This is a genomic window from Streptomyces sp. NPDC058371, from assembly GCF_042723265.1.
In the GTDB taxonomy this organism is placed as follows: domain Bacteria; phylum Actinomycetota; class Actinomycetes; order Streptomycetales; family Streptomycetaceae; genus Streptomyces.
Genome location: NZ_JBHXJC010000001.1, coordinates 1209785 through 1229875 on the forward strand (window position 1 = coordinate 1209785; position 20091 = coordinate 1229875).

The 20091-nt window shown below is 70.6% G+C and carries 16 protein-coding genes; 8 read left to right on the forward strand and 8 right to left on the reverse strand.

Translation table 11 applies throughout. The features are described from left to right. Window positions 1-123: 123 nt before the first annotated feature. Window positions 124-333: a hypothetical protein gene (locus ACFWM2_RS05245; RefSeq protein ID WP_383273163.1), complete on the reverse strand. Its 210-nt coding sequence runs from the start codon at window positions 331-333 to the stop codon at window positions 124-126. Here ACFWM2_RS05245 and ACFWM2_RS05250 point away from each other — a divergent pair. Beyond that, a complete protein-coding gene (locus ACFWM2_RS05250; protein ID WP_383273165.1) occupies window positions 326-691 on the forward strand; it encodes a PRC-barrel domain containing protein in 366 nt (121 codons plus the stop codon). The genes ACFWM2_RS05245 and ACFWM2_RS05250 overlap by 8 nt on opposite strands. A gap of 258 nt (window positions 692-949) precedes the next feature. On the opposite strand, the gene ACFWM2_RS05255 is transcribed toward ACFWM2_RS05250, so the two are convergent. From ACFWM2_RS05255 to ACFWM2_RS05265, 3 genes are all read right to left on the reverse strand, one after another. Continuing rightward, window positions 950-1777 carry an alpha/beta fold hydrolase gene (locus ACFWM2_RS05255; RefSeq protein ID WP_383273167.1) on the reverse strand — a complete coding sequence of 276 codons (828 nt, stop codon included), beginning with the start codon at window positions 1775-1777 and terminating at the stop codon, window positions 950-952. Between the two features lie 103 nt (window positions 1778-1880). Then, window positions 1881-2177, reverse strand: coding sequence for a hypothetical protein (locus ACFWM2_RS05260; protein ID WP_383273169.1), 297 nt, complete (start codon window positions 2175-2177; stop codon window positions 1881-1883). Between the two features lie 427 nt (window positions 2178-2604). After that, the gene (locus tag ACFWM2_RS05265) at window positions 2605-3708 is read right to left on the reverse strand and encodes a DNA glycosylase AlkZ-like family protein (RefSeq protein WP_383273171.1); all 1104 of its coding nucleotides are present in this window, start codon (window positions 3706-3708) and stop codon (window positions 2605-2607) included. Window positions 3709-3883: 175 nt separating this feature from the next. On the opposite strand from ACFWM2_RS05265, the gene ACFWM2_RS05270 reads away from it, so the two are divergent. Both ACFWM2_RS05270 and ACFWM2_RS05275 read left to right on the forward strand, forming a co-directional pair. Next, window positions 3884-4312, forward strand: coding sequence for an ATP-binding protein (locus ACFWM2_RS05270; RefSeq protein ID WP_383273173.1), 429 nt, complete (start codon window positions 3884-3886; stop codon window positions 4310-4312). Window positions 4313-4657: 345 nt separating this feature from the next. Further along, window positions 4658-5107, forward strand: coding sequence for a hypothetical protein (locus ACFWM2_RS05275; protein ID WP_383273175.1), 450 nt, complete (start codon window positions 4658-4660; stop codon window positions 5105-5107). Between the two features lie 347 nt (window positions 5108-5454). Here ACFWM2_RS05275 and ACFWM2_RS05280 read toward each other — a convergent pair whose 3' ends face one another. Then, window positions 5455-6255 (reverse strand): NPP1 family protein, encoded by an 801-nt coding sequence (locus tag ACFWM2_RS05280; RefSeq protein ID WP_383274183.1) that lies wholly within the window; start codon window positions 6253-6255, stop codon window positions 5455-5457. A gap of 1023 nt (window positions 6256-7278) precedes the next feature. Here ACFWM2_RS05280 and ACFWM2_RS05285 point away from each other — a divergent pair. The 3 genes from ACFWM2_RS05285 to ACFWM2_RS05295 all read left to right on the forward strand — a co-directional run bounded on the left by ACFWM2_RS05285 (window position 7279) and on the right by ACFWM2_RS05295 (window position 12906). Then, the gene (locus ACFWM2_RS05285) at window positions 7279-10071 is read left to right on the forward strand and encodes an alpha/beta hydrolase family protein (RefSeq protein WP_383273177.1); all 2793 of its coding nucleotides are present in this window, start codon (window positions 7279-7281) and stop codon (window positions 10069-10071) included. A gap of 255 nt (window positions 10072-10326) precedes the next feature. Beyond that, window positions 10327-10557: a hypothetical protein gene (locus ACFWM2_RS05290; protein ID WP_383273179.1), complete on the forward strand. Its 231-nt coding sequence runs from the start codon at window positions 10327-10329 to the stop codon at window positions 10555-10557. A 534-nt stretch (window positions 10558-11091) separates the two neighbouring features. Next, window positions 11092-12906, forward strand: coding sequence for an APC family permease (locus ACFWM2_RS05295; RefSeq protein WP_383273181.1), 1815 nt, complete (start codon window positions 11092-11094; stop codon window positions 12904-12906). Between the two features lie 40 nt (window positions 12907-12946). Here the strand turns inward: ACFWM2_RS05295 and ACFWM2_RS05300 are convergent, their stop codons facing one another. The 3 genes from ACFWM2_RS05300 to ppk2 form a co-directional block, all read right to left on the reverse strand. Beyond that, window positions 12947-15043, reverse strand: coding sequence for a SpoIIE family protein phosphatase (locus ACFWM2_RS05300; RefSeq protein WP_383273183.1), 2097 nt, complete (start codon window positions 15041-15043; stop codon window positions 12947-12949). 178 nt (window positions 15044-15221) lie between these two features. Beyond that, the gene (locus tag ACFWM2_RS05305) at window positions 15222-16010 is read right to left on the reverse strand and encodes a restriction endonuclease (RefSeq protein WP_383273185.1); all 789 of its coding nucleotides are present in this window, start codon (window positions 16008-16010) and stop codon (window positions 15222-15224) included. A 163-nt stretch (window positions 16011-16173) separates the two neighbouring features. Beyond that, on the reverse strand, window positions 16174-17160 hold the full coding sequence (gene ppk2, locus ACFWM2_RS05310) for a polyphosphate kinase 2 (RefSeq protein ID WP_383274186.1): 987 nt from the start codon (window positions 17158-17160) through the stop codon (window positions 16174-16176). Window positions 17161-17518: 358 nt separating this feature from the next. On the opposite strand from ppk2, the gene ACFWM2_RS05315 reads away from it, so the two are divergent. Together ACFWM2_RS05315 and glpK are read left to right on the forward strand one after the other, a co-directional pair. Next, window positions 17519-18364 carry an MIP/aquaporin family protein gene (locus tag ACFWM2_RS05315; RefSeq protein WP_383273187.1) on the forward strand — a complete coding sequence of 282 codons (846 nt, stop codon included), beginning with the start codon at window positions 17519-17521 and terminating at the stop codon, window positions 18362-18364. 51 nt (window positions 18365-18415) lie between these two features. Beyond that, window positions 18416-19933 carry a glycerol kinase GlpK gene (glpK, locus tag ACFWM2_RS05320; protein WP_383273189.1) on the forward strand — a complete coding sequence of 506 codons (1518 nt, stop codon included), beginning with the start codon at window positions 18416-18418 and terminating at the stop codon, window positions 19931-19933. Window positions 19934-20091 lie beyond the last annotated feature (158 nt).

Below are 20091 nucleotides of genomic sequence, written 5' to 3' on the forward strand. Positions count from 1 at the left end.
TTGTTTTTTGTTGGTGGTGGGGGGGGGGGGGGGTGGGGGTTAGGCGGGGGTGGGGGCGGGGGGCGGGGCGCAGGTCCCCCCCCCCCCCCCCCCCCCCCCCCCCCCACCCTCCGGCCCAGCCGGTCACCGCACCCCGCACCACTCCAGGCGCATGCCGTCGGCGCACAGCGCCCCCTGCCGCACGCCCGGAAACCGGCCCAGGCCCCGGAAGGCCGACATGACCACCGCCGAGAGCGATGGCCGGCAGCACCCAGGCACATCGCACAAGGGAATGCCGCTCACATCGCGCAAGGAAATGCCGCTGAACGAGGAGGAGAGGAACAGCGTGACCATCGAAGGAATCTGGTCGTACCCGCCGCAGTGCAGACACACCGCGGGGCAGGAACTCACGGGGTACGTCGTCGAGGCCAGCGACGGGACGATAGGTCATGTGGACCGGCAGGCCGACGAATCCGGCATGCGCCATCTCGTCGTGGACACCGGGGTGTGGGTGTTCGGAAAGAGCCTTCTGGTGCCCGTGGGCGTGGTGGCCGGCGTCGACACGGAGGCACAGAAGATCACGGTGGTCTGCACCCGGGACGAGGTCAGGTCGGCGCCCCGCTTCCGGACCGACCGCGAGACTCAGGACCCCGAGTACCTTTCCCGCGTGGGCAGTTACTACCAGGGCCTGCCGCCGAGAGGGCCCGCCTGACCGGGCCCTGCGACGGGGTCACTGTCGTGTGAGAAGTACGGCCGCCCGCGTTCGCGGGTGATCGGCCCCTGCCCGGTCGGATCGCGGGCCCGTCGTGCGGCGGACTGCTGCTCCCTCTGTGCGGCGCGCCGCCGGTGGCCGGACTCGGCTCCAGTACTCGCGGTCGTCCTGTTCGTGCCGGCGGTTGTAGGCACGCCGAGGCGTGGGCAGCCCCAGGGCGATCCAGGTGAGGCGGCCCGGCCGTACTTCCCGCTCTGCTCAGCCGGCTCGCAGCACCTCACGCAGCCGCGCGGCGAAGGTGTCCGGGGCTTCGGCGAAGCCGGTGTGGCCGCCGGGGAAGATCGTGGGCTCGATGCCCAGCGCGGTGGCGAGGGTGCGGGAGGTCCTGTCGCAGATCTGGCCGCCCGAGTCGGCGCCGATCCCCACCACGAGGCGGGTTGCCGTCGAGCCCAACAGGGCGATGTCGGGCTGCCATTGGGCGGTGGGGCGCAGCTCGTGGGCGAACCAGCGGCGCTCGTCCGCGACCTGCTGCGGATCCCGCTCTCCGCCGAACATCTGCTCCATCACGGGCTCGGGCAGGTCGATGTCGGCCTGGGCGAAGAACTTCTTCCAGGCACCCATCACGTCACCCGCGAGATAGGTCGCGACGAAGTCGTCGGTACCGGCCCGCAGTTGCTCGCGCTCCGCCAGCAGCTCGGTCAGCGGGGGTTCGTGGGCGATGACGGTGTGCAACTGCTCGGGGTGGGTCTCGGCGAGGGCCAGTGCGGAGACGGCGCCGCCGCTGGATCCCAGGACGACGGCCGGGCCCGCGTCGAGACGGGTGATGAGGCGGGACAGGTCGTCGGCGCGCAGCTGCGGGGTGGAGTCCTGGCTGGGGTCGTCGAGGCTGCTGCGCCCGATGCCGCGCGGATCGGTGGTGAGCACGGTGTGGTCCACGGCGAGCAGCTCGGCCAGCGGTGCGAAAGCCGCGACGCCCATCGGGGCGCCGCACAGCACGACGAGGGGGCCCTTGCCGCGTACCTCGTAGTGCAGACGCGCGCCGGGCACGTCAAGGGTTCGTTCGGTGTGGGTCGAGGTGGTGGTCATCGGTCCTCCTGTGCGCGGTGCGGCGATCTGCGGTCGATCACTTGGACTCCGGCGCGGAGGCGAACTCATCGGTCACGGGCATGTTCGTTCGCCGCGGACGACGTCAGGCGGCTCGGTCGAAGTCGGCGGGGACGACTTCCTCGTCGTTCCGCCCGGCCACGTACTTCTCTGTCATCCGCAGGACCGCCCAGGTGAGGGCCCACACGGGAACGAGATACCAGGGTGCCTGCCAGGCGTCCTGCCACCAGGCGGCCCCGGGCGCGACGACCGCTTCCGTGGCCGCGGTCAGCATGGCCACGGCGAGCGTCCAGCACAGGAGCCGTCCCGCCCATCGCACCGCTGCGGTGAGCCGGTCCGAGGCGGTTCTCGGTCTGCGCGAGCGGGTGCTGCGGCTGTGCATCCGGATCCCCCCACAGGAGGGGCGGCGGCCGTGGACTACGGATCGCGCTCGTCCCCGAGGTCAGTGTGCCCGTGGTGAAGATCGAGCCACAGAGGTACCGCCCGTACACCACTGACTCATGGTCAACCCATGACCATGGATAAATGTGCCCATAAGGTGCAGATGGCTGGCTCATTTGTAACAAATGGATACGAAGCGCAGGTCTGTACCTGGCTCAAACAAGGCGGTCCTCGTCCTGGAAGTTGCAGGCGAGGTCGGGAAGGCGTGAATTCCGGTCACCGGCGTGCGGCTGTCCGGACAGTCCGGGGCTGAAAAGCGGCTCCCGGAATGACCTTTCATGACGGTTGGCGATGTTCTGTGGGGTTTAAGAGGTACGGCCGATTCCGGACCGTATACGGATCGCCTGTGCGGGCACGACGCAGGCCCCCTAGCCGGGCAGCGCGAGTTCCAGCCCGAGCCAGCGCGCCAGGTCCTTGATCTCGCGGCCGATCGCCCCGTTCGCCGTCCTGGAGAAAGGGACGTCCTGGTGGATCGTCTGGACTCGCAGCGCCCCGGCCTTGCGGTCGGCGGTGGCGTCGACCTTGCCCACCAGCCGGTCGCCGTACAGGATCGGGAGCGCGAAGTAGCCCCACCGGCGCTTGGCAGACGGCTTGTACATCTCCAGCTGGTACTCGAACTCGAAGAGCTCGACGGTGCGCCTGCGCTCGTGGATGAGCCGGTCGAACGGCGACAGCAACGCCGCGCGCCCCGTGAACGGCAGGCCCAGCTGCGACGGATCGACCCGCCAGGTGCCCTTGACCCCCTCGACCACGGCCGGCTCACCGGCCTCGCCGACGTCCGCAGGCTCGACCGGGTACTCCGTTCCCCTGGCACGGGCGATGCCGAGCGCCCGGAGCCGTCGCTCGTTGCGGAGCCGGAGCGCCTCCTCTGCCGGGACGGCGGGGGAGTCCGGGTAGACCCGCGCGGCCAGGTCCCACAGCCGGTCGCGGCCTCGGCGTCCCGCGACGGCGACCTCGCCGCGCAGGACCATGAACTCCAGCAGCTGCGTGACGTTGCGGTCGTTTGTCCACCCGGTCGACTTCCACGGCACCTTGCAGGTGTCCGGGAACTCACGCGACGGCAACGGTCCGGAGGACCCGAGCCGGTCGAGGATGTCGAGCCGGCAGGAGTCATTCGCCCGCACCCAGTCGCGACGCTGCTCCTGCCAGGACGTCAGCTCGCCGCGGCCGGGCCATTCGGCCATCGCGGCCCGGTACAGGGCGAGATCCTCGCCGGGCCGGATCATCGCCCTGAGCTCGACCAGCGTCCGGTTCTCCAGCGCGGCGGTCAGCTCGGCCGGTGAGTACGACGACCCGAGCCGGCTCCACGCCACCAGGTCGGCGTTCGGCGCGACGGCTGCGGTCGGATCGACCTGCAGCAGCGTCAGATGGCGCACCATGTCGACGAGGCCGGCCGGTCGGCGGCCGTCCAACAGCTGCGCGCGCACGGCGATCCGGCGAGCGTCGGTCCGAGAGAGCTCGTGGACGGTCACGGCACGAGACTAGGTGACCGTCCCGGTGGCTGCCACGAGGAACGGCAGGCGTTCGCCCGAAGGCGATCGGGGCCGGTTCGCCGAGGGCCTCCCGTATGGAAAGGCGCCCTCTGAAAGGGCCTGACGGGGGTACACGCACAGCAGAAGGAGCGTAGCCGGTGCGGGAAGGATCGTCATGAGCGGATCGTCGATGAGGGCTGTGGGCTGGGCGCGTTCCATGCCCCTGTCCCGGGGCGTCAACGAGGCTCGGCAGTGGGCGCGCGAGCACCTCGAGGCCCTCGGCTGGACCAGGACCGCGCCGGACACGGCGGACGACGTACTCCTCACCGTGTCGGAGCTCGTGACCAACGCGCACGTGCACGCACACAGCAATGCCCAGCTGTTGTTGACCTGGGACACCGAGTGCCTGCACGTGAGCGTGCACGACTCCTCGACCGACCTGCCGGCGCCCCGGCCGCCGAGTACCGAACGCCTCGGCGGACGGGGCATGTTCCTCGTCGACGCGCTGGCGGACGAGTGGCAGGCCCGCCGCTGCCCGAACGGGAAGACCATCACCGCGTGCTTCCGTCTGCCCGAGGGGGCCGCGCGGTCCGAGGGGAGCTAGCAAGTCGGCGACCGTCGGCGGAGTGCGTCGCTCCTTCCCGGCCCGGACGGCCCGAGGTCCCCGTGCGGCGGAGGTTCCCCGCCCCGCGCGGAGGCCCACGATGCAAGCGCACGGCCGCTTGCCGGTCACTGCGCGCGATGCGGCGGACGACCGGCGACTGTGAGGTGTCGGACGATGCGTGTACTTCGGCTGCACGGAAAGGCAGGTGCGCTGAGAATGGGAGCGGCTCGCAGGCCGACCGAGTCAGTCCGGTGCGTGCTCCGCGAGACGGGCTGCTCCTTGGACGGCCCGCTCGTACTCGGAAGACCCGCTCGTCGGCCGCGGTCGAACCTCATGGAGGGCTTGATGGAGATCGCTTCGCTGCCGTACGTCGATGAGCACGCGACAGTCGTCGAGGCGGCGGTCGACGACGTCTGGCGGGGTCTGGGCGAGACACTGGACCGCTCCTTCTCGCGGCCGGGTGCCGGCGGTTACGCGAGAGTGGTCGGGTGCACGGACCGCACCGCGTCCGGTCCACGGCCCCTTGCCGCGGGCTCGACGTTTCCCGGGTTCCGGGTGGCCGCCGCGGTTCCGGGTCGTGAGCTGGTCCTGGAAGGGCGTCATCGCTTCTCGTCGTACGCGCTGATCTTCCACCTCGACGAAATCGGCCCCGGTCGTTCACGCCTGCGCGCCGAGAGCCGCGCCGAGTTCCCGGGTCCCGCCGGACGCCTCTACCGGCTGCTCGTCATCTCGACGGGCGGGCACGTGCTGGGAGTGCGGCGCCTTCTCTCGGGTGTCCGCCGCCGGTCCGAGTAGGGCCCGCGTCGACCGGTCCGGATAGGGCACATGTCGGCCGGTCCGGCCGGGCGACGCGTGTCTCCGCGCCGGGGCCGGCCGACGTGGATCTCCATGCCGCGACGTGCGGTGGCCCGGCCAACTGTCGCGCCGGGCCACCCCGGACGCGATCGCCGATTCCCCGGCGACCGCGACCGTCGTGGCGAGCGCTACCTCCGTGGCGAGCGGCCTCGGCTCGTCCGGCCCCCAGATCACGGCCTGTTGCTCATCGCCGTACGGGGTCCGACGGGGCGAGACCGGTCACCGAGGGCTTGGCGCGCGGCGGACAACACGGGCGCCGTCGACCCTCCAGTCGTGACGAGCCTGTGTCACGCGTACGGGTCGAACGAAATCCCGGACGGCTTGGCATAGGCAAGGGCGTCGTTGAAGGAGCCGTCCTTGATCTTGATCGTGGCCTCGCCGAAGTTGGCGTTCATGAGCTTGTCGCGGTAACCGGCCGGGTAGCCCTCCCAGCCGACGAGACGCGGGAAGAACCAGCCGCCCGTGGCGTTCTCCGCCGGTTCGTCGTTGCTGTTCGCGAAGCGGAAGTCGTGGGTCGAGACACCGTCCTTGTGGTACACGATCTTCGGGTGGGTCCCGTCCCAGCGCACGTCGGCGCTGGTGGCCAGCGCGTAGCTGCTGTGCTGCGACACCGAGACGTACTGGACCTGGTTGTTGTTGATCCACACGATGACGTGTTCCCAGTCATGGGTGTGGCCGATGGCCGCGGGGCCCAGAGTCGCCTGGTCCTTCTCGAAGTAGCTGGCGTACATCACCACGCACCAGCCGTTGTTGCACTTCGAGCGCGAGTACGTGTTGGCGTTGTTCAGCTGCGCGGGGTCGTGGCAGTGGCCGTTCACGTCGCCGCCCAGCGACAGGCCGGGGTTGATGGTGCCGTCGGCACCGATGGCGGCGGTGGTGTAGCAACCGTCCGTGTCGTAGTCGTACGCGGGGGAGTAGGTCTGATCGAGAATGTCGGCGTTCTGGGGCAGAAGCGTGAGGACGTTGGCGTTCGCGTCGGTCGGGAGCGCGATCACCAGGGCCACGGCGCTGAGCGCGCCGGCGAGCGTGGACCGGCGGAGTCTCTTGCCCTGACGCTTCGGGCGGGGCGTCGTGCCCTCGGAGTTCATCGTCGATGACGGCGTGCGGCGCACTGCGGCTCCTCAACAACTGAAGGTGAGACAAGGATCCTCACCGGGATTCCTTGCACCGAGAACAATGGATTTCCTGCGGCGGGAGAATTCTTGATGAACCTGAAGATCCCCGGAAGGGACGGAACTCCGGCCTGGAGGAGGTTACCTGCGTGATGCGGCATCAAATTAGCTCAGGGTGCAGCGAGTTGCAACAAGAACTCCACAAAAAGGCAACGTCCCCAACACGGCAATCCGGATATTCCGTAGGATCTGACGAGATGGAGGAGCGGCAGGATTCGGCATTGAGCCTATTCCAACCTGGCTGATGGCGTGCTGAGTCGGTGTGGGGGTTTTGGGCGGGAAGCGGTACGGCTCCTGTGAATTACTTGTGAGTCGCGGCCGGTGGGCCCGCCGGCCGCAGAGACTTTTGGCCCTCGTGGTGACGGTGAATGTCCGGTGAAGAAGCGGTACTTCGCGGTTGCCCACCGGGTTCGAGGCTTTGGCTTCCTTTGCGAGTGGCCGGCGCCCATTGTGAGTGGCTGACGCCTGTGAGGTGGCGAGGGGGCGTGGGCCCCCGGTGCCGGTTCCCGTGCGGGCCGGTGAATAGCCCACCTTCTTCCTAAACCCTGGGCCATTGCGGCGTGAGTTGCGTACGAGTGAAGCGACCGTGTCCCGACAGGCCGCGGCATTCGGGTAGCCGACAGGGTGACGGACTCGTACGAGCAGTACTTCGAAGATGGCCGAGTGGGCCACCTTCGCATTCGCTTCGAAGAGTTCATCTCACCACGCTCGCGGAGGAGTTCGGAAAGGAGCCGGAGCGCTTTCCTCGGCGGCACGGCTCCGAGCTTCTTTCAGACATACGGGAGAGCGGGTGAACTGAAGCAGCGCCGGAGCCAGTTCCCGCCCTTCTCCGCCGCGAGGCAACCCGGTACCCGTATCTCGCATCCTCGGGGTCCGAGGGGCTCGTGTGCAGTGTGGTCCCTCTGCCAGGTGTCCCGACCAGGAGGAGGAGAAACGTTGATGCGTCTCCCGCGTCTGATGATGGCTGCCGCCGCGGCCTTGTGCGCGATGGCGGTGGGATCCCCCGGGCAGGCGTACGCGCAGCAGCCCGGCGGCCTCATATCCTCGCCACCACGACCCGTGGATCTCGACGGCCGACTCGGGGCGGGATGGCGGATCACCGGCGCGGACGGCGGCAAGGAGCTGTCCTGGCGTTCGTCCGACCCGCTGCCCATGGGAGACGCCGCCGTCGAGTTCTACGCGGGTGACCGGTCACTGGGTCGGCCGGTCGCCGACAAGGACCGGCATACCCTCAGGCTTCCGCTGGACGGCGTACGCCTCGGATCCGCCGAGGAGTTGCAGGTCCGGGCAGGCGGCCACCGGCTCGACAAGGACGAGCCCGTCACGGGTTCGCAGAGCGGGAACAGACGGCCCGGCGCGACCGTGACGCCCGCGGCCCGGCCGCCGGCCAACCCCGTCGACCCCGGCAGACCGGGCTCGTACCGGACGGTCGCCGGCGAGTACAAGCTGAAGTCCGTACGGCTGCCCGGGTTCTCCGCCCCGGTGGAGATGCGCGCGGTGGTCGTGGCACCGATCGGGGCCACGGGACACCGGCCGTTGGCCCTGTTCCTGCACGGCCGCCACTACACGTGCTTCAACTCCGGCGGCGAAGCGACCGGCGACTGGCCCTGCAGGTCCGGCTGGAAGGCCGTGCCCAGTTACCGCGGATACCTGCGCGACCAGAAGCTCCTGGCGTCCCAGGGCTATGTGACGGTGTCCGTCTCCGCGAACGGCATCAACGGACAGGACTACGCGGCGGAGGACGGCGGTGCCCAGGCCCGCTCCTCCCTGGTGCGGTTGCACCTCGCCCGCTGGGCGTCCTGGGCGGGCGCGGGCCGTGCCTCGGCCCCGGCGATCGTGCGGTCGGCACCGCCGGCCGACCTGTCGCGCGTCCTGCTCGTCGGCCACTCCAGGGGCGGCGAGGGCGTGAACCGGGCCGCCCTGGACAGCCTCTACGCGCCGCCCTCCGACCAGGACGGGTATCACGGTCCGACGCGCTGGAAGATCCGTGGCACGGTCCTGATCGGCCCGACCATCTTCGGCCAGAACCCCGTACCCGACGTGCCGTCCATGACGATCCTGCCCGGCTGCGACGGCGATGTGTCCGACCTGCAGGGCGAGTTGTACGTGGACGGGACGCGTGGTGTGAGCCGGGGTGCCGCCCTGCACAGCGCGGTCTACGTGGTCGGCGCCAACCACAACTTCTTCAACAGCGAGTGGACCCCCGGCCAGGCCAAGGCCCCTGCCGAGGACGACTTCTGGTCCGACGACCAGCCCGACCCGGTGTGCTCGCCGGGCACGGCGACCCGGCTGACCGCCGTACGGCAGCAGGCCGCCGGTGCCACGTACATCGCCGCCGCGGCCCGGGTGTTCGTCGGAGCCGACGACCGGGTCCGCCCGCTGCTGGACGGCTCGAACGTACGGGCGGCGTCGGCGGACCCGGCGCGGGTGCTCACGCATGCCGTCGGCGCGCGGCGCACCCCCGCGTTCCTGCCCGATCCGTCCGTCAAGGTGGACGGCGGCCGGGTGTGCGCACAGGTGGACATCGACGCGGCCGCCGGCTGCCTGCCCACCGACGCGCACGGCACCTCACCGCACTTCACCCCCTGGGCGATGTCGAAGGAACCGGGGCGCTACGCCGTCGCCCTGAACTGGTCGGCAGCCGGTTCGCCGATGCGGGTCAGGCCCGCGCACCCGGTCTCCGTCGCCGGAGCCGACGCGCTGGCGCTGCGGGTCATCGTGCCGCCCAACACCAGCGGGACCCGGCTGGACATCGCCGTCACCGACGCGAACGGCCGACGCGCCGACCTCGGGCAGATCCGCGTCGACGGGTTGCCGGGAACGGACCGGACCTCCTCGTACTGGGCCAGGGAGGTCCGCGTACCGCTGGCTGCCGCGACCCGCGCCGGCCTGGACCTGAAGAGGGTGGCGTCGCTCGAACTGACCTCGCGCAGCGGTGCCGGCCGTGCCTGGCTGATGGATTCCTGGGGCTGGCGCCCCGGCACCCCCGCCGTGCGGGCGGCCGCCCTGCCCCGGGTGGACCTCGGCAGGCTGACGGTCAAGGAGGGTGACTCGGGCAGCCGGACCTACCGGATGCCGGTACGGGTGTCGGGCCACGGCGAGGGCCGCGTCCGGCTGTTCGTCGCCGACCCGGTCACCGACGAGTTCAAGGACAGCATCGTGACCGTGCGTCCGGGCAGCCGGACCATCGACGTGCCCGTCGAGGTGCGGGGCAACACCCGCTTCAACTACGACGTCTCGCACAACGTCCTCGTCAAGGCGCTCCGCGACACGGTCGTGGGCTCGTACGAGGGTGGCGTCACGGCCGAGAACGACGACCCGATGCCGACGACCACGGTGACGCCGGTCGCCGACAAGGTCGTGGAGGGCCAGAGTCTGACTTGGCGCGTGTCGCTCTCCGCGGCCGCCGACACCGACATGCAGAGCGGCTTCCTCGTCCTGCCGGTGCCCGGAGGCCACGAGCTGTCCAGCACGGACGTCGACCCCACGTGGTTCCAGGAGAACACCGGAGAGTCGCCGCAGCCCTCACGCGCGCTCTCCAAGGTGGAGGGACTGTACCTGCCCGTCACCATCCCGGCGGGGCAGCTGAGCGCCGAGGTCAAGGTGCCCACCGTGGCCGACGGGGTGGCCGAGCCGGAGGAGTCACTGCGCCTGCAGTGGACGGACTTCGGTGACTCCGACGGCCCGCAGACCCGACCCGTCGTCACCGGCACCGTGCGAGACGCCTCGTAGCGCTCCCCGACACGGCACGACAGCGTGGGGTGCACCCGACATCGGGCGCACCCCACGTCTGTCCGTACGCCGTCCGATCTCCTGCATGAGGTTCCCGGCGTCCCGACGGGCCATCCGTGACTCAGCTGGCCCGGACTTGAGCGGCTCTACCCCGACGCCGGTGAGGCGTGGCAGCCGAGCGCGCTGTACCAGGCCACACACCCGCACTCGGCGGTACGGGAGTTGGGCCGTCACCTGGCCCATACGGGCAAGGCGATGCTCACCGTCCCGGACGAGCGGGTCACCGCGACTGTCGACGTCAGCCCCTGGCTGGAGCAGAAGCTGGCCGCCGTACTGGTGCATCGCACCGAAGTGGAGCGGGGAGCCGCACCGGGGATGATCGCCGGATTCCCGCCGGCAGTCCGGGAGCGATGGCTCTCCACCGAGTGGTACGTCCGCCACGACCCGGTCCCCTCGAGGGCGGCACAGTCAGAACTGACCGCCTGAGAAGCCGACTTGGAGGGCGGCACCCGCGGAGTTGGCCCTGAGGCTGTGGCAGGGCACGCTTCCGGACCGGCAGCCGCCTCCCCATGAGAGGCTGGACGGGACGCATGGCCGAAGCGGGGGATGATCAGGCTTCCCGGGAGTTCCTGGCAACGCTCCGCATCGGTGACCTCTGCAGCGGCACCGCGACGGCGATGACGCCCTCTCACGGAGTGTCGGTGACTCTGGACGGGTTCCCCGCCAGGTCGGCGACGAGGTCACGGCCGTCGTCACCGGAATCGACCGCGGGCGACGCACGCTGAGGCTGTCCCGACAGCAGGTGCGCCCGAGCCGGCCGGAGTGGGCGTAGACGACCGTCTGCCCCTCGCCGTGCATCGCGTGCTCGCCGGTGAATAGTTCAGCCGCGCGCGACGGCGGGAGCAGCGCCGAGGGTGACGGGAAGCGGAACCCTGGCGCGTCCTTCACGTCTTGGCAGGTGGGGGGCCGGTCACACTGGCCTCGAAGGTTCCGCCCGCCCCCTGCACCCCGAGGTCCTCCATGGCGTACGGCCTGGCCCGCCGCGAACTGCGGCCGAGAGTTCCGTTGCGGCACGGGGAGGGGGACCGGCACCACCTGACCAGCCTGGAAGGGCTCGCGGCACTGTCCTTGGACGCGCTGAGCTCGGTCGCGTACGGGCCCGAGGCGATCGTCCTCGTGCTGATCGCCGCGGGCACCGGCGCGCTGACCGCCACCCTGCCGGTGACGCTGGTCATCGCCGCGCTGCTGGCGGTCCTCGTCGTGTCGTACGGCCAAGTGATCGCCGTGCACCCGGACGGCGGAGGCGCCTACGCGGTGGCGAAGAAGGACCTCGGCCCCCGGGTGAGCCTGCTCGCGGCGGCCAGCCTCGTCGTCGACTACGTCCTCACGGTGGCCGTCAGCCTGGCGGCGGGAGCGGCCAGTCTCGCCTCCGCCTTCCCCTCGCTCGGCTCCCATCTGCTCGAAGTGTGTCTCGTCGGACTGGCCCTGCTGACCGCCGTGAACCTGCGGGGCGTGGCCGACAGCGCCCGGGTGCTGATGCTGCCCACGCTGCTGTTCATCGGGTCCATCTTCGGCATCGTCGTCCTGGGGCTGCTGCGCTCCCATCCCGTGGCCGTCGTCGGGACCACCCAACCCGTCCACGCCACCGAGGCATTGGGCGTCTTCCTGCTCCTCAAGGCGTTCTCCGCGGGCTGCTCCGCGCTGACGGGCGTGGAGGCCATCGCCAACGGGGTGCCGGTGTTCCGCGAACCGCGGGTCAAACGGGCCCAGCGCACCGAGCTGATGCTGGGCGCCCTCCTCGGTCTGATGCTGATCGGGATGGCCGTGCTGATCCGGCGTGACCATGTCGCGCCACGCGGCGGCGTGACCGTACTCGCGCAACTGTCAGCGGGCTCGTACGGCACCGGCTGGGCGTACTACGCGACCAATCTGGTGGTCACCCTGGCCCTGGCCCTCGCCGCCAACACCAGCTTCGGCGGCCTTCCCGTCCTGATGAGCCTGCTGGCCAGGGACCACCGGCTGCCGCATCTCTTCGGCCTGCGTACGGAACGGCCGGTCTACCGCTGGGGCGTCGTGGCCCTCGCCCTGCTCGCCGCGCTGCTGCTCATCGCCGTGGACGCCGACACGCACCGCATGCTGCCGCTGTTCGCGATCGGCGTGTTCATCGGCTTCACCATCAGCCAGGTGGGTCTCGTACGGCACTGGGCGAAGGAGCGGCCGGCCGGCTGGCTGCGGCGCGCTCTGCTGAACGGGCTCGGCGCGGTGCTCACCACGGTGGCCGGCTGTGTCCTGCTGACCACCAAGTTCGTGGCGGGGGCGTGGGTGGTCGTGCTCGCGGTCCCGCTGCTGATGCTGCTGTTCGCCCGCATCGAGCGTTACTACACGGCGGCCGGCCTCGAACTCGGGCTGGGCAAGGTCCCCCCGCCCCTGCGCGTCACCGACTCGCTCGTCATCGTGCCGGTGGGCGAGGTCAGCAAGCCCACGCACCACGCGCTGACGGCGGCCCGTTCCCTCGGCCGCGAGGTCGTCGCGGTTGCCGTGCATGCCGACCCGGTCAAGGCCCGTGCCCTGGAGGTGAGTTGGGAACGCTGGGACCCGGGTGTACGGCTCGACGTCATCGACAGCCCGCAGCGCTCGCTGGTGCAGCCCATCGTCGACTACGTGCTGCGGGCGGCACAGGACGGGCGACAGATCGCCGTCCTCATTCCCGAGGTCGAACCGCTGCACCGCCGCTACCAGATCCTGCAGAACCAGCGGGGCCTCCTGCTGGCCGCCGCACTGAGGGCCCGTACGGATGTCGTCGTCTGCGTCGTGCCGTACCGCCTGGACCTCTGACGGAACGGAAGACGCCCGACGGACGGCCGGCGTGTGCCGGTCACCCGTCGGCGTCGATGGTGCCGGTCAGGGACTGTTCGGTCCAGATGGTCTTGCCCGGCGCCGTGTAGCGGGTGCCCCACGCCTGTGCCAGCTGCGCGGCGATGAAGAGCCCCCGCCCGCCCTCGTCGACCGTGCCGGCGTGGCGGACATGCGGTGCCGCCGCGCCGGCGTCCCGCACCTCGCAGGTCAGGGTGCGGTCATGGATCAGACGGAGCTGGAGCGGCGGGCTGCCGTACTTGACCGCGTTGGTGACGAGTTCGCTGACGATGAGCTGGGTGTTGAAGGCCGTCTCGTCGTCCACGTCCCACGCGTCGAGCTGATCGCGGGTACGGCGTCGGGCGACGGCCACGGCCGCGGGATCGGCGTCCAGCGGCCACGCGGCGAACCGGTCCGCGGGAAAGGACCGGGTACGGGCGACGATCACCGCGGCATCGCCGCGGCCCAGTCCCGCGGGAAGGGCGTAGACGAGCGCGTCGCAGAGCTCCTGCAACGGGCGTTCACGATATTCCGGCGCCGACGACAACGGTCCTGCAGAATCGGCCAGACAGGCCGTGAGAGCGGGATCGCTGGTGAACACCAGAACGCTGCCGTCCGGCACGTCGAGGTCGACGGCGGCGAAGGGCGCGCCCTCCGTCGTACCGAGCTGCGGCCCGCCCGGTGCGCCGGGGACGGAGACGCTGCGGTCGGGACGTACGACGACGGGAGCCAGCTGACCGGCCGCCGCCATCGCGCAGCGGCCCGTGAGGGGATCGTGCACCGCGTACATGCAGTCGGCGGTGAGCGCCTCACGGCGCAGCGGATCGCCGTGTGCGAGATGCGACCGTTCGGCGGCGAGCTGCCCCGCCGTGTGATGCAGCCGGGAGAGCAGTTCGTCGGGGGCGAGATCGAAGGCGGACAGGGAGCGTACGGCGGTGCGCAGCTGCCCCATGGTCGCGGCCGCGTTCAGGCCGCCTCCCGACACCTTGCCGACGACGAGGGCGGTCCGGGCGCCGGACAGGGCGATCGTGTCGTACCAGGCGCCGGGGTCGGCACCGGTGACGGAGAGGTACGCCGTCTCCAGCGAGGGGTGGGTCACCGGGTGGCGGGGCAGCAGGTGGCGCTGGACCGTGGCGGCGACCGTGTGCTCCCGCGTGTAGCGCCGCGCGTTGTCGACGCACAGCGCCGTGTGGGTGGCCAGCTCGGCCGCGAGCTCCCGGTCCTCCTCGTCGAAGGGCGGCGAGTCCCCGGCGCGATACAGGCTCACGACGCCGAGGGCCGCGTCGCGCAGCGCCAGGGGAACCACGAGCAGGGAATGGGCCTGCGCCGAGTGGATCGCTTCCGCGCGCGGCGGATCGACGGAGAGCCACGGAGTGTCCGGACGGAGCGTGACCGCGCGGGGCTGCAGGTCGGTCAGGGCCTGGGTGAAAGGGGTCGGAGCGGGCAGGCGCCGGACATCGCCCACCGGATGGGCCTGCGGCGACCGCGTACGGCTGCTGCGGAACGCGGTGCGCATCAAGGGCGTGCCCGTCGACAGCGGCGCCGACGGCGGATCGTCGCCGCGGATCACGGCTTCCACCACCTCGACGATCGCGATGTCGGCGAACGCGGGGACCACGGTCGCGACGAGCTCCTCGCCGGTCACGGCCGGGTCCAGGGTGCGTCCCACGTGCCGGCGTACGGCGTCGAGGACCTCGGTGCGGGCACGCGCCCGCTCCCGTTCGGTGACGTCGATCGCGGTGACCGCCACCCCGAGCACCGTCCGGCGCGGACTCTCCAGGCGCAGTGCGCTGATCTCGAAGTGCCGCTCCTGAGGCGGGATCCCGCTGACCCGCACCCGCATGACGCGCTGCAGGAGGGGAACGCCGCTGTGCAGCACCGCGCGCAGCAGCACCTCCATGTCGCCGCCCTCGACGACGTCGTAGACATCGCGGACCGGGCGCCCGGTCAGGTCGTCCGGGGGCACACCACGCATCACGGGGGTGGCGGTGTTGACCCGTACCACCCGCAGCTCGGTGTCGAGCAGGTGGAGCCCGATCGGTGACTGCGTGAACAGCGCCTCCAGCATCGAGGCCGCTCTCTCGTCCACCTGCCCGCCGGGATGGGCACTGTGCGCCACGGGGACCACCTCCGAGCTCCCTCCGCGCGAGCTGAGGCGCACGGTTGCCCCGTATCCGGGCGTGCTTCCAGCGTGCTCCGCGGACGGCACGCCCGCACCCGCACAACCCGACGATCATTACGCAGGGTGCACGGGGGGTCGCTTCAGGTGGGGACAGCGGGACTCGCTCACCGCCGCCTCACACGCCGCAGGTCGGGTCGGCCCAAGGCTCCGGCCCCACGCCCTCACTCCAGGCCCGCAGCGTCTCCCGGTCGACGCACAGGATGCCGCACTGCTCGGCGTACTCGGCGGCGGGCGCGGTGAAGTCGCTGGTCGTGACCACGATGGCGACCTGCGCCTCGTGCACGGTGAAACAGGTGCCGCCGAAACGCTGCAGGTCCTGAGAGCCGACCTTGTTGGTGTCGCAGTACCGCTTGCACTGGATGACGATGCGGCGCCCGTCCGCGGCCGTCGCCGTCACGTCGGCGCCCAAGTCCCCGGCTCCGCCGACGACTTCCACGTCCGCGCAGCCGTCGCGTTCGCACAGGGCGGCGATCGCCTGCTCGAACTCGTCGGCGTCCAGGGCGTCGTAGTCGACTGCTTCGTACGCTTCGTGGACGACCGCTCCCTGCGCCGGCGTCTCGTGGCCGAGCGCTTCGTGGTCGACCCCTTCGTATCCGGCCGCGGCGTCCTCGACGTCCGGCAGGACGGCGGTGGCCTCGTCCAGTGCGGCAACGGCCCGGCGCGCGGCCGTCCTTGCGGAGAACCGGCGCCGGTTGCGACGGACGGCGGCCGCGACCGGTAACCCGACCAGGCAGAGTACGACGGCCAGCACCGGACGCTGTTCGACCACACCGAGGGCCACCTTCCCGGCGAAGCCCGCCATGGAGATGACGACGGCGAGCAGCCCGAAGAGCAGCGCCGTGGAACGGAGATCGAAGGAATGCGTGCGGTTCACCGGGCGTATGCGGCGCACGGGCGTGGCCATGGGCGGTCGGTCCCCTCTCACGGGCGCTGGCAAGATCACTTCTGCCATCTGCCCATGATCAACGACTTCAGCGCACCGACCTTGATCGCGGTCGATGAGGGACTTCCGGCCCCGCCTCGGGATGCTCGAACGGCCTTGGGCGCACGGGAGCCTCGGCCCCGGCTCAGCCCGTCTCGTCGGGGTGCCGGCCGGGCCCGTCACTGTGCGGCGACAGGGGAGTGGGGGAGAGGTCCGTGGGTTCCTCGCCGCTCTCCAGAAGGGTGTTGGCGGAGCCGATGATCTGCGGATCGGCGACTCCGATCGTCTTCTCGTCCTTGGCCGTGTAGTCGCAGCGCAACAGAAGATGGCGCATGGCCTCCAGCCGCCCGCGACGCTTGTCGTTGCTCTTCACCACCGTCCACGGCGCGTACGGCGTGTCCGTGGCCCGGAACATGTCGACCTTCGCCTCGGTGTAGGCGTCCCACAGATCGAGCGAGGCGAGGTCGGTCGGTGACAGCTTCCACTGCCGTACGGGATCCACCTGGCGAATGGCGAAACGGGTGCGCTGCTCACTCCGGGAGACCGAGAACCAGAACTTGACCAGCACGATCCCGTCGTCGGTGAGCATCTTCTCGAAGACGGGCGCCTGAGCGTAGAAGTGCCGGTACTCGGCGGGGGTGCAGAAGCCCATGACGCGCTCCACACCGGCCCGGTTGTACCAGGACCGGTCGAAGAAGACGATCTCTCCGGGGGCGGGCAGATGCGTGACGTAGCGCTGGAAGTACCACTGTCCCGCTTCCCGCTCGGTGGGCTTGTCCAGCGCCACGACGCGGGCGCCGCGCGGGTTGAGGCGCTCGGTGAAGCGCTGGATGGTGCCGCCCTTGCCCGCCGCGTCCCGCCCCTCGCACACCACGACGACGCGCCGGCCGGTCTCCCGTACCCACTTCTGCAGCTTGAGCAGCTCGATCTGCAGGATGCGTTTCTGCCGTTCGTACGGCTTGCGGCCGAGCTTCTCGTCGTACGGGTAGTTCTCCCGCCACGTGTCGAGGGGTTTGCCCTCGCCGTTCAGCAACAGGGGCTGTTCGGGCCGCTGTTCGTCCACCCGCAGTCCGGCGAGCAGCTCGGCTCCGGCGGACGTCCTCGCGCGGTCGGCGGCCGCCGTCGGCCTCACAGGATCAACCACGGACGGGGTCCCTTCTTCTCGTGATCGCGTCGCTTTCACGACGGTGCGAGGCGTTGCGGCGGGGGATCTGGGTGGAGGGAGGGGAAGAGCCGGTTCCAGCGTACGTCCCGTTTTCTGGCCCCCTCATCTCCTGCCGGGCGGCCCGTGAGCGGCCCCCCTCATCTCGTGCCGGGGCGGCCCGTGAGCGGCCCCGTCCCCTCCGGACGGCCAGGGGCACCGCCTCCGACCAGGTGAAAAACAGATAAATATCCCAACCAGTGCGGTTCGCCCTTGATCGTCCTATCCTGATGCGGGAGGGACTCGGGCAGTCGACGGCCGGTCCTGGGCCGGCGGGAAGCGGGCTTCCATGGCTGAGCGACTTAAAAGGTCGGGGTTGATCGGCGAGATGTCGGCCGAATTCGCCGGCACCATGATTCTCATCCTCTTCGGTTGCGGTGTGGTGGCCCAGGTGGTCGCGGGCGGCGCGCTCACGACGCCGGCAGGCGGCCTCGGAAACCACGACAGCATCGCCTGGGCCTGGGGCCTCGGCGTCACCCTCGGTGTCTATGTCGCGGCACGGATGAGCGGCGCGCACCTCAATCCCGCGGTGACCGTCGCCCTGGCCGCGTTCAAGGGGTTCCCGTGGAGCAAGGTGGCGCCGTACGCGCTGGCCCAGACGGCCGGTGCCTTCGCGGCGGCACTCCTCGTGCGCTGGAACTACACCGAAGCCCTGGCGAAGGCCGACCCCGGCCACACGATCAAGACGCAGGGCGTGTTCTCCACGCTCCCCGCGAACGGCAATCCGAACCTGCCGGTCCACGAGTGGGGCGCGCTGCGCGACCAGATCATCGGCACGGCCATCCTGCTGCTGCTGATCCTGGCCATCACGGACCTGCTCAACACACCCCCCGGCGCCAACCTGGCCCCGTTCATCATCGGCCTGGTGGTCGTGGGCATCGGCATGGCCTGGGGCACCAACGCGGGATACGCGATCAACCCGGCACGTGACTTCGGCCCCCGGCTGGCCAGCTTCTTCACGGGGTACGGCGGAGCGTGGCGAGATCAGTACGGGAACTTCTACTTCTGGGTCCCGATCATCGGTCCGCTGATCGGCGGTCTGCTCGGCGCCGGACTGTACAAGTTCTTCATCGGTCGGTTCCTGCCGACGGCGGAGCCGGAGCCCCCCGGACGCGTTCCGGCACCCGAGGCCTGACACGGGGGGCCGACCCCCGAGGGCTGACACTCACACAAGAGGCGGCACGCCATGGCGGACTTCGTGGGCGCGGTGGACCAAGGGACCACCAGCACCCGATTCATGATCTTCGACCACGCCGGCAACGAGGTGGCGAAGCACCAGCTGGAGCACGGCCAGATACTTCCGCGATCCGGGTGGGTCGAACACGACCCGGTGGAGATCTGGGAGCGCACCAACTCGGTGATGCAGAACGCGTTGCGGCACGGGAACCTCACTCCGGAGGACCTGGCGGCGATCGGCATCACCAACCAGAGGGAGACCACCGTGGTCTGGGATCCGCGCAACGGTCGCCCCTACTACAACGCCATCGTCTGGCAGGACACCCGCACCGACTCCATCGCCGCGGCGCTGGAGCGGTCGGGCCAGGGCGAGGTCATCCGCCGCAAGGCGGGGCTGCCACCGGCGACGTACTTCTCCGGTGGCAAGATCCAGTGGATCCTGGAGAACGTGGACGGGGTCCGCGAGGCGGCGGAGCAGGGCAATGCCCTCTTCGGCAACACGGACGCCTGGGTCCTGTGGAACCTGACCGGTGGTCCCGACGGCGGCATCCACGCCACCGACGTGACCAACGCCAGCCGGACCATGCTGATGGACCTGGAGACCCTCGACTGGGACGACGAGTTGCTGGGCTTCTTCAACATCCCCCGGGCCATGCTGCCCAAGATCAACCCCTCGTCCCACCGGGAGGCGTTCGGCGTCACGCGCACCTCCCGGCCGCTGCGCGCCGCCATTCCCATCACCGGCGTGCTCGGCGACCAGCAGGCGGCCACCGTGGGCCAGGTCTGCTACGCGCCGGGCGAGGCCAAGAACACCTACGGCACCGGCAACTTCCTGGTGCTCAACACCGGTACGGAGCTGGTGCGTTCGCAGCACGGGCTCCTCACCACCGTGGCGTACCAGTTCGGGGACAGCCCGGCGATCTACGCCCTGGAGGGCTCCATCGCGGTCACCGGATCCGCGGTGCAGTGGCTGCGCGACCAGATGAAGATCATCAGTGACGCGGCCGAGAGCGAGCAACTCGCCCGTACCGTAGAGGACAACGGCGGCATGTACTTCGTCCCCGCGTTCTCGGGCCTGTTCGCCCCGTACTGGCGCTCCGACGCCCGCGGCGCGATCGTGGGCCTCGCGCGGTACAACGACAACGGTCACCTCGCCCGGGCGACCCTGGAAGCCATCTGCTACCAGAGCCGTGACGTCGTCGAGGCCATGGAGCAGGACTCCGGAGTCCACCTCGACGTCCTCAAGGTGGACGGCGGCGTGACGGCCAACGACCTGTGCATGCAGATCCAGGCCGATGTCCTCGGCGTACCGGTCAGCCGTCCGGTCGTCGCCGAGACCACCGCGCTCGGTGCCGCCTATGCGGCGGGTCTGGCCACCGGCTTCTGGCGGGACACGGACGAACTGCGCACCCACTGGCAGGAGTCCAAGCGCTGGGAGCCGCAATGGTCCGAGGACCAGCGTGCGGAGGGATACGCGGGCTGGAAGAAGGCGGTCGAGCGCACGCTCGACTGGGCCAAGGTCGAATAGGGCCCGTCGGACACCGGAATGTCGTAGCGGGCCCTCTTTTTCCGGGTGTCCCCCCCCCCCCCCCCCCCCCCCCTCTCCCCCCCCCCCTCTCCCCCCCCCCCCCCCCCCCCCCCCTCCCCCCACCCCCCCCCCCCCCCCTCCCCCCCCCCTCCCCCCCC

Bases quoted from the DNA above. Each gene is read 5' to 3' on its own strand.
- ACFWM2_RS05245 (WP_383273163.1), bottom strand. From the start codon at position 333: ATGGTCACGCTGTTCCTCTCCTCCTCGTTCAGCGGCATTTCCTTGCGC.
- ACFWM2_RS05255 (WP_383273167.1), bottom strand. From the start codon at position 1,777: ATGACCACCACCTCGACCCACACCGAACGAACCCTTGACGTGCCCGGC.
- ACFWM2_RS05260 (WP_383273169.1), bottom strand. From the start codon at position 2,177: ATGCACAGCCGCAGCACCCGCTCGCGCAGACCGAGAACCGCCTCGGAC.
- ACFWM2_RS05270 (WP_383273173.1), top strand. From the start codon at position 3,884: ATGAGCGGATCGTCGATGAGGGCTGTGGGCTGGGCGCGTTCCATGCCC.
- ACFWM2_RS05275 (WP_383273175.1), top strand. From the start codon at position 4,658: ATGGAGATCGCTTCGCTGCCGTACGTCGATGAGCACGCGACAGTCGTC.
- ACFWM2_RS05280 (WP_383274183.1), bottom strand. From the start codon at position 6,255: ATGAACTCCGAGGGCACGACGCCCCGCCCGAAGCGTCAGGGCAAGAGA.
- ACFWM2_RS05285 (WP_383273177.1), top strand. From the start codon at position 7,279: ATGCGTCTCCCGCGTCTGATGATGGCTGCCGCCGCGGCCTTGTGCGCG.
- ACFWM2_RS05290 (WP_383273179.1), top strand. From the start codon at position 10,327: ATGCTCACCGTCCCGGACGAGCGGGTCACCGCGACTGTCGACGTCAGC.
- ACFWM2_RS05295 (WP_383273181.1), top strand. From the start codon at position 11,092: ATGGCGTACGGCCTGGCCCGCCGCGAACTGCGGCCGAGAGTTCCGTTG.
- ACFWM2_RS05305 (WP_383273185.1), bottom strand. From the start codon at position 16,010: ATGGCCACGCCCGTGCGCCGCATACGCCCGGTGAACCGCACGCATTCC.
- ACFWM2_RS05315 (WP_383273187.1), top strand. From the start codon at position 17,519: ATGGCTGAGCGACTTAAAAGGTCGGGGTTGATCGGCGAGATGTCGGCC.
- glpK (WP_383273189.1), top strand. From the start codon at position 18,416: ATGGCGGACTTCGTGGGCGCGGTGGACCAAGGGACCACCAGCACCCGA.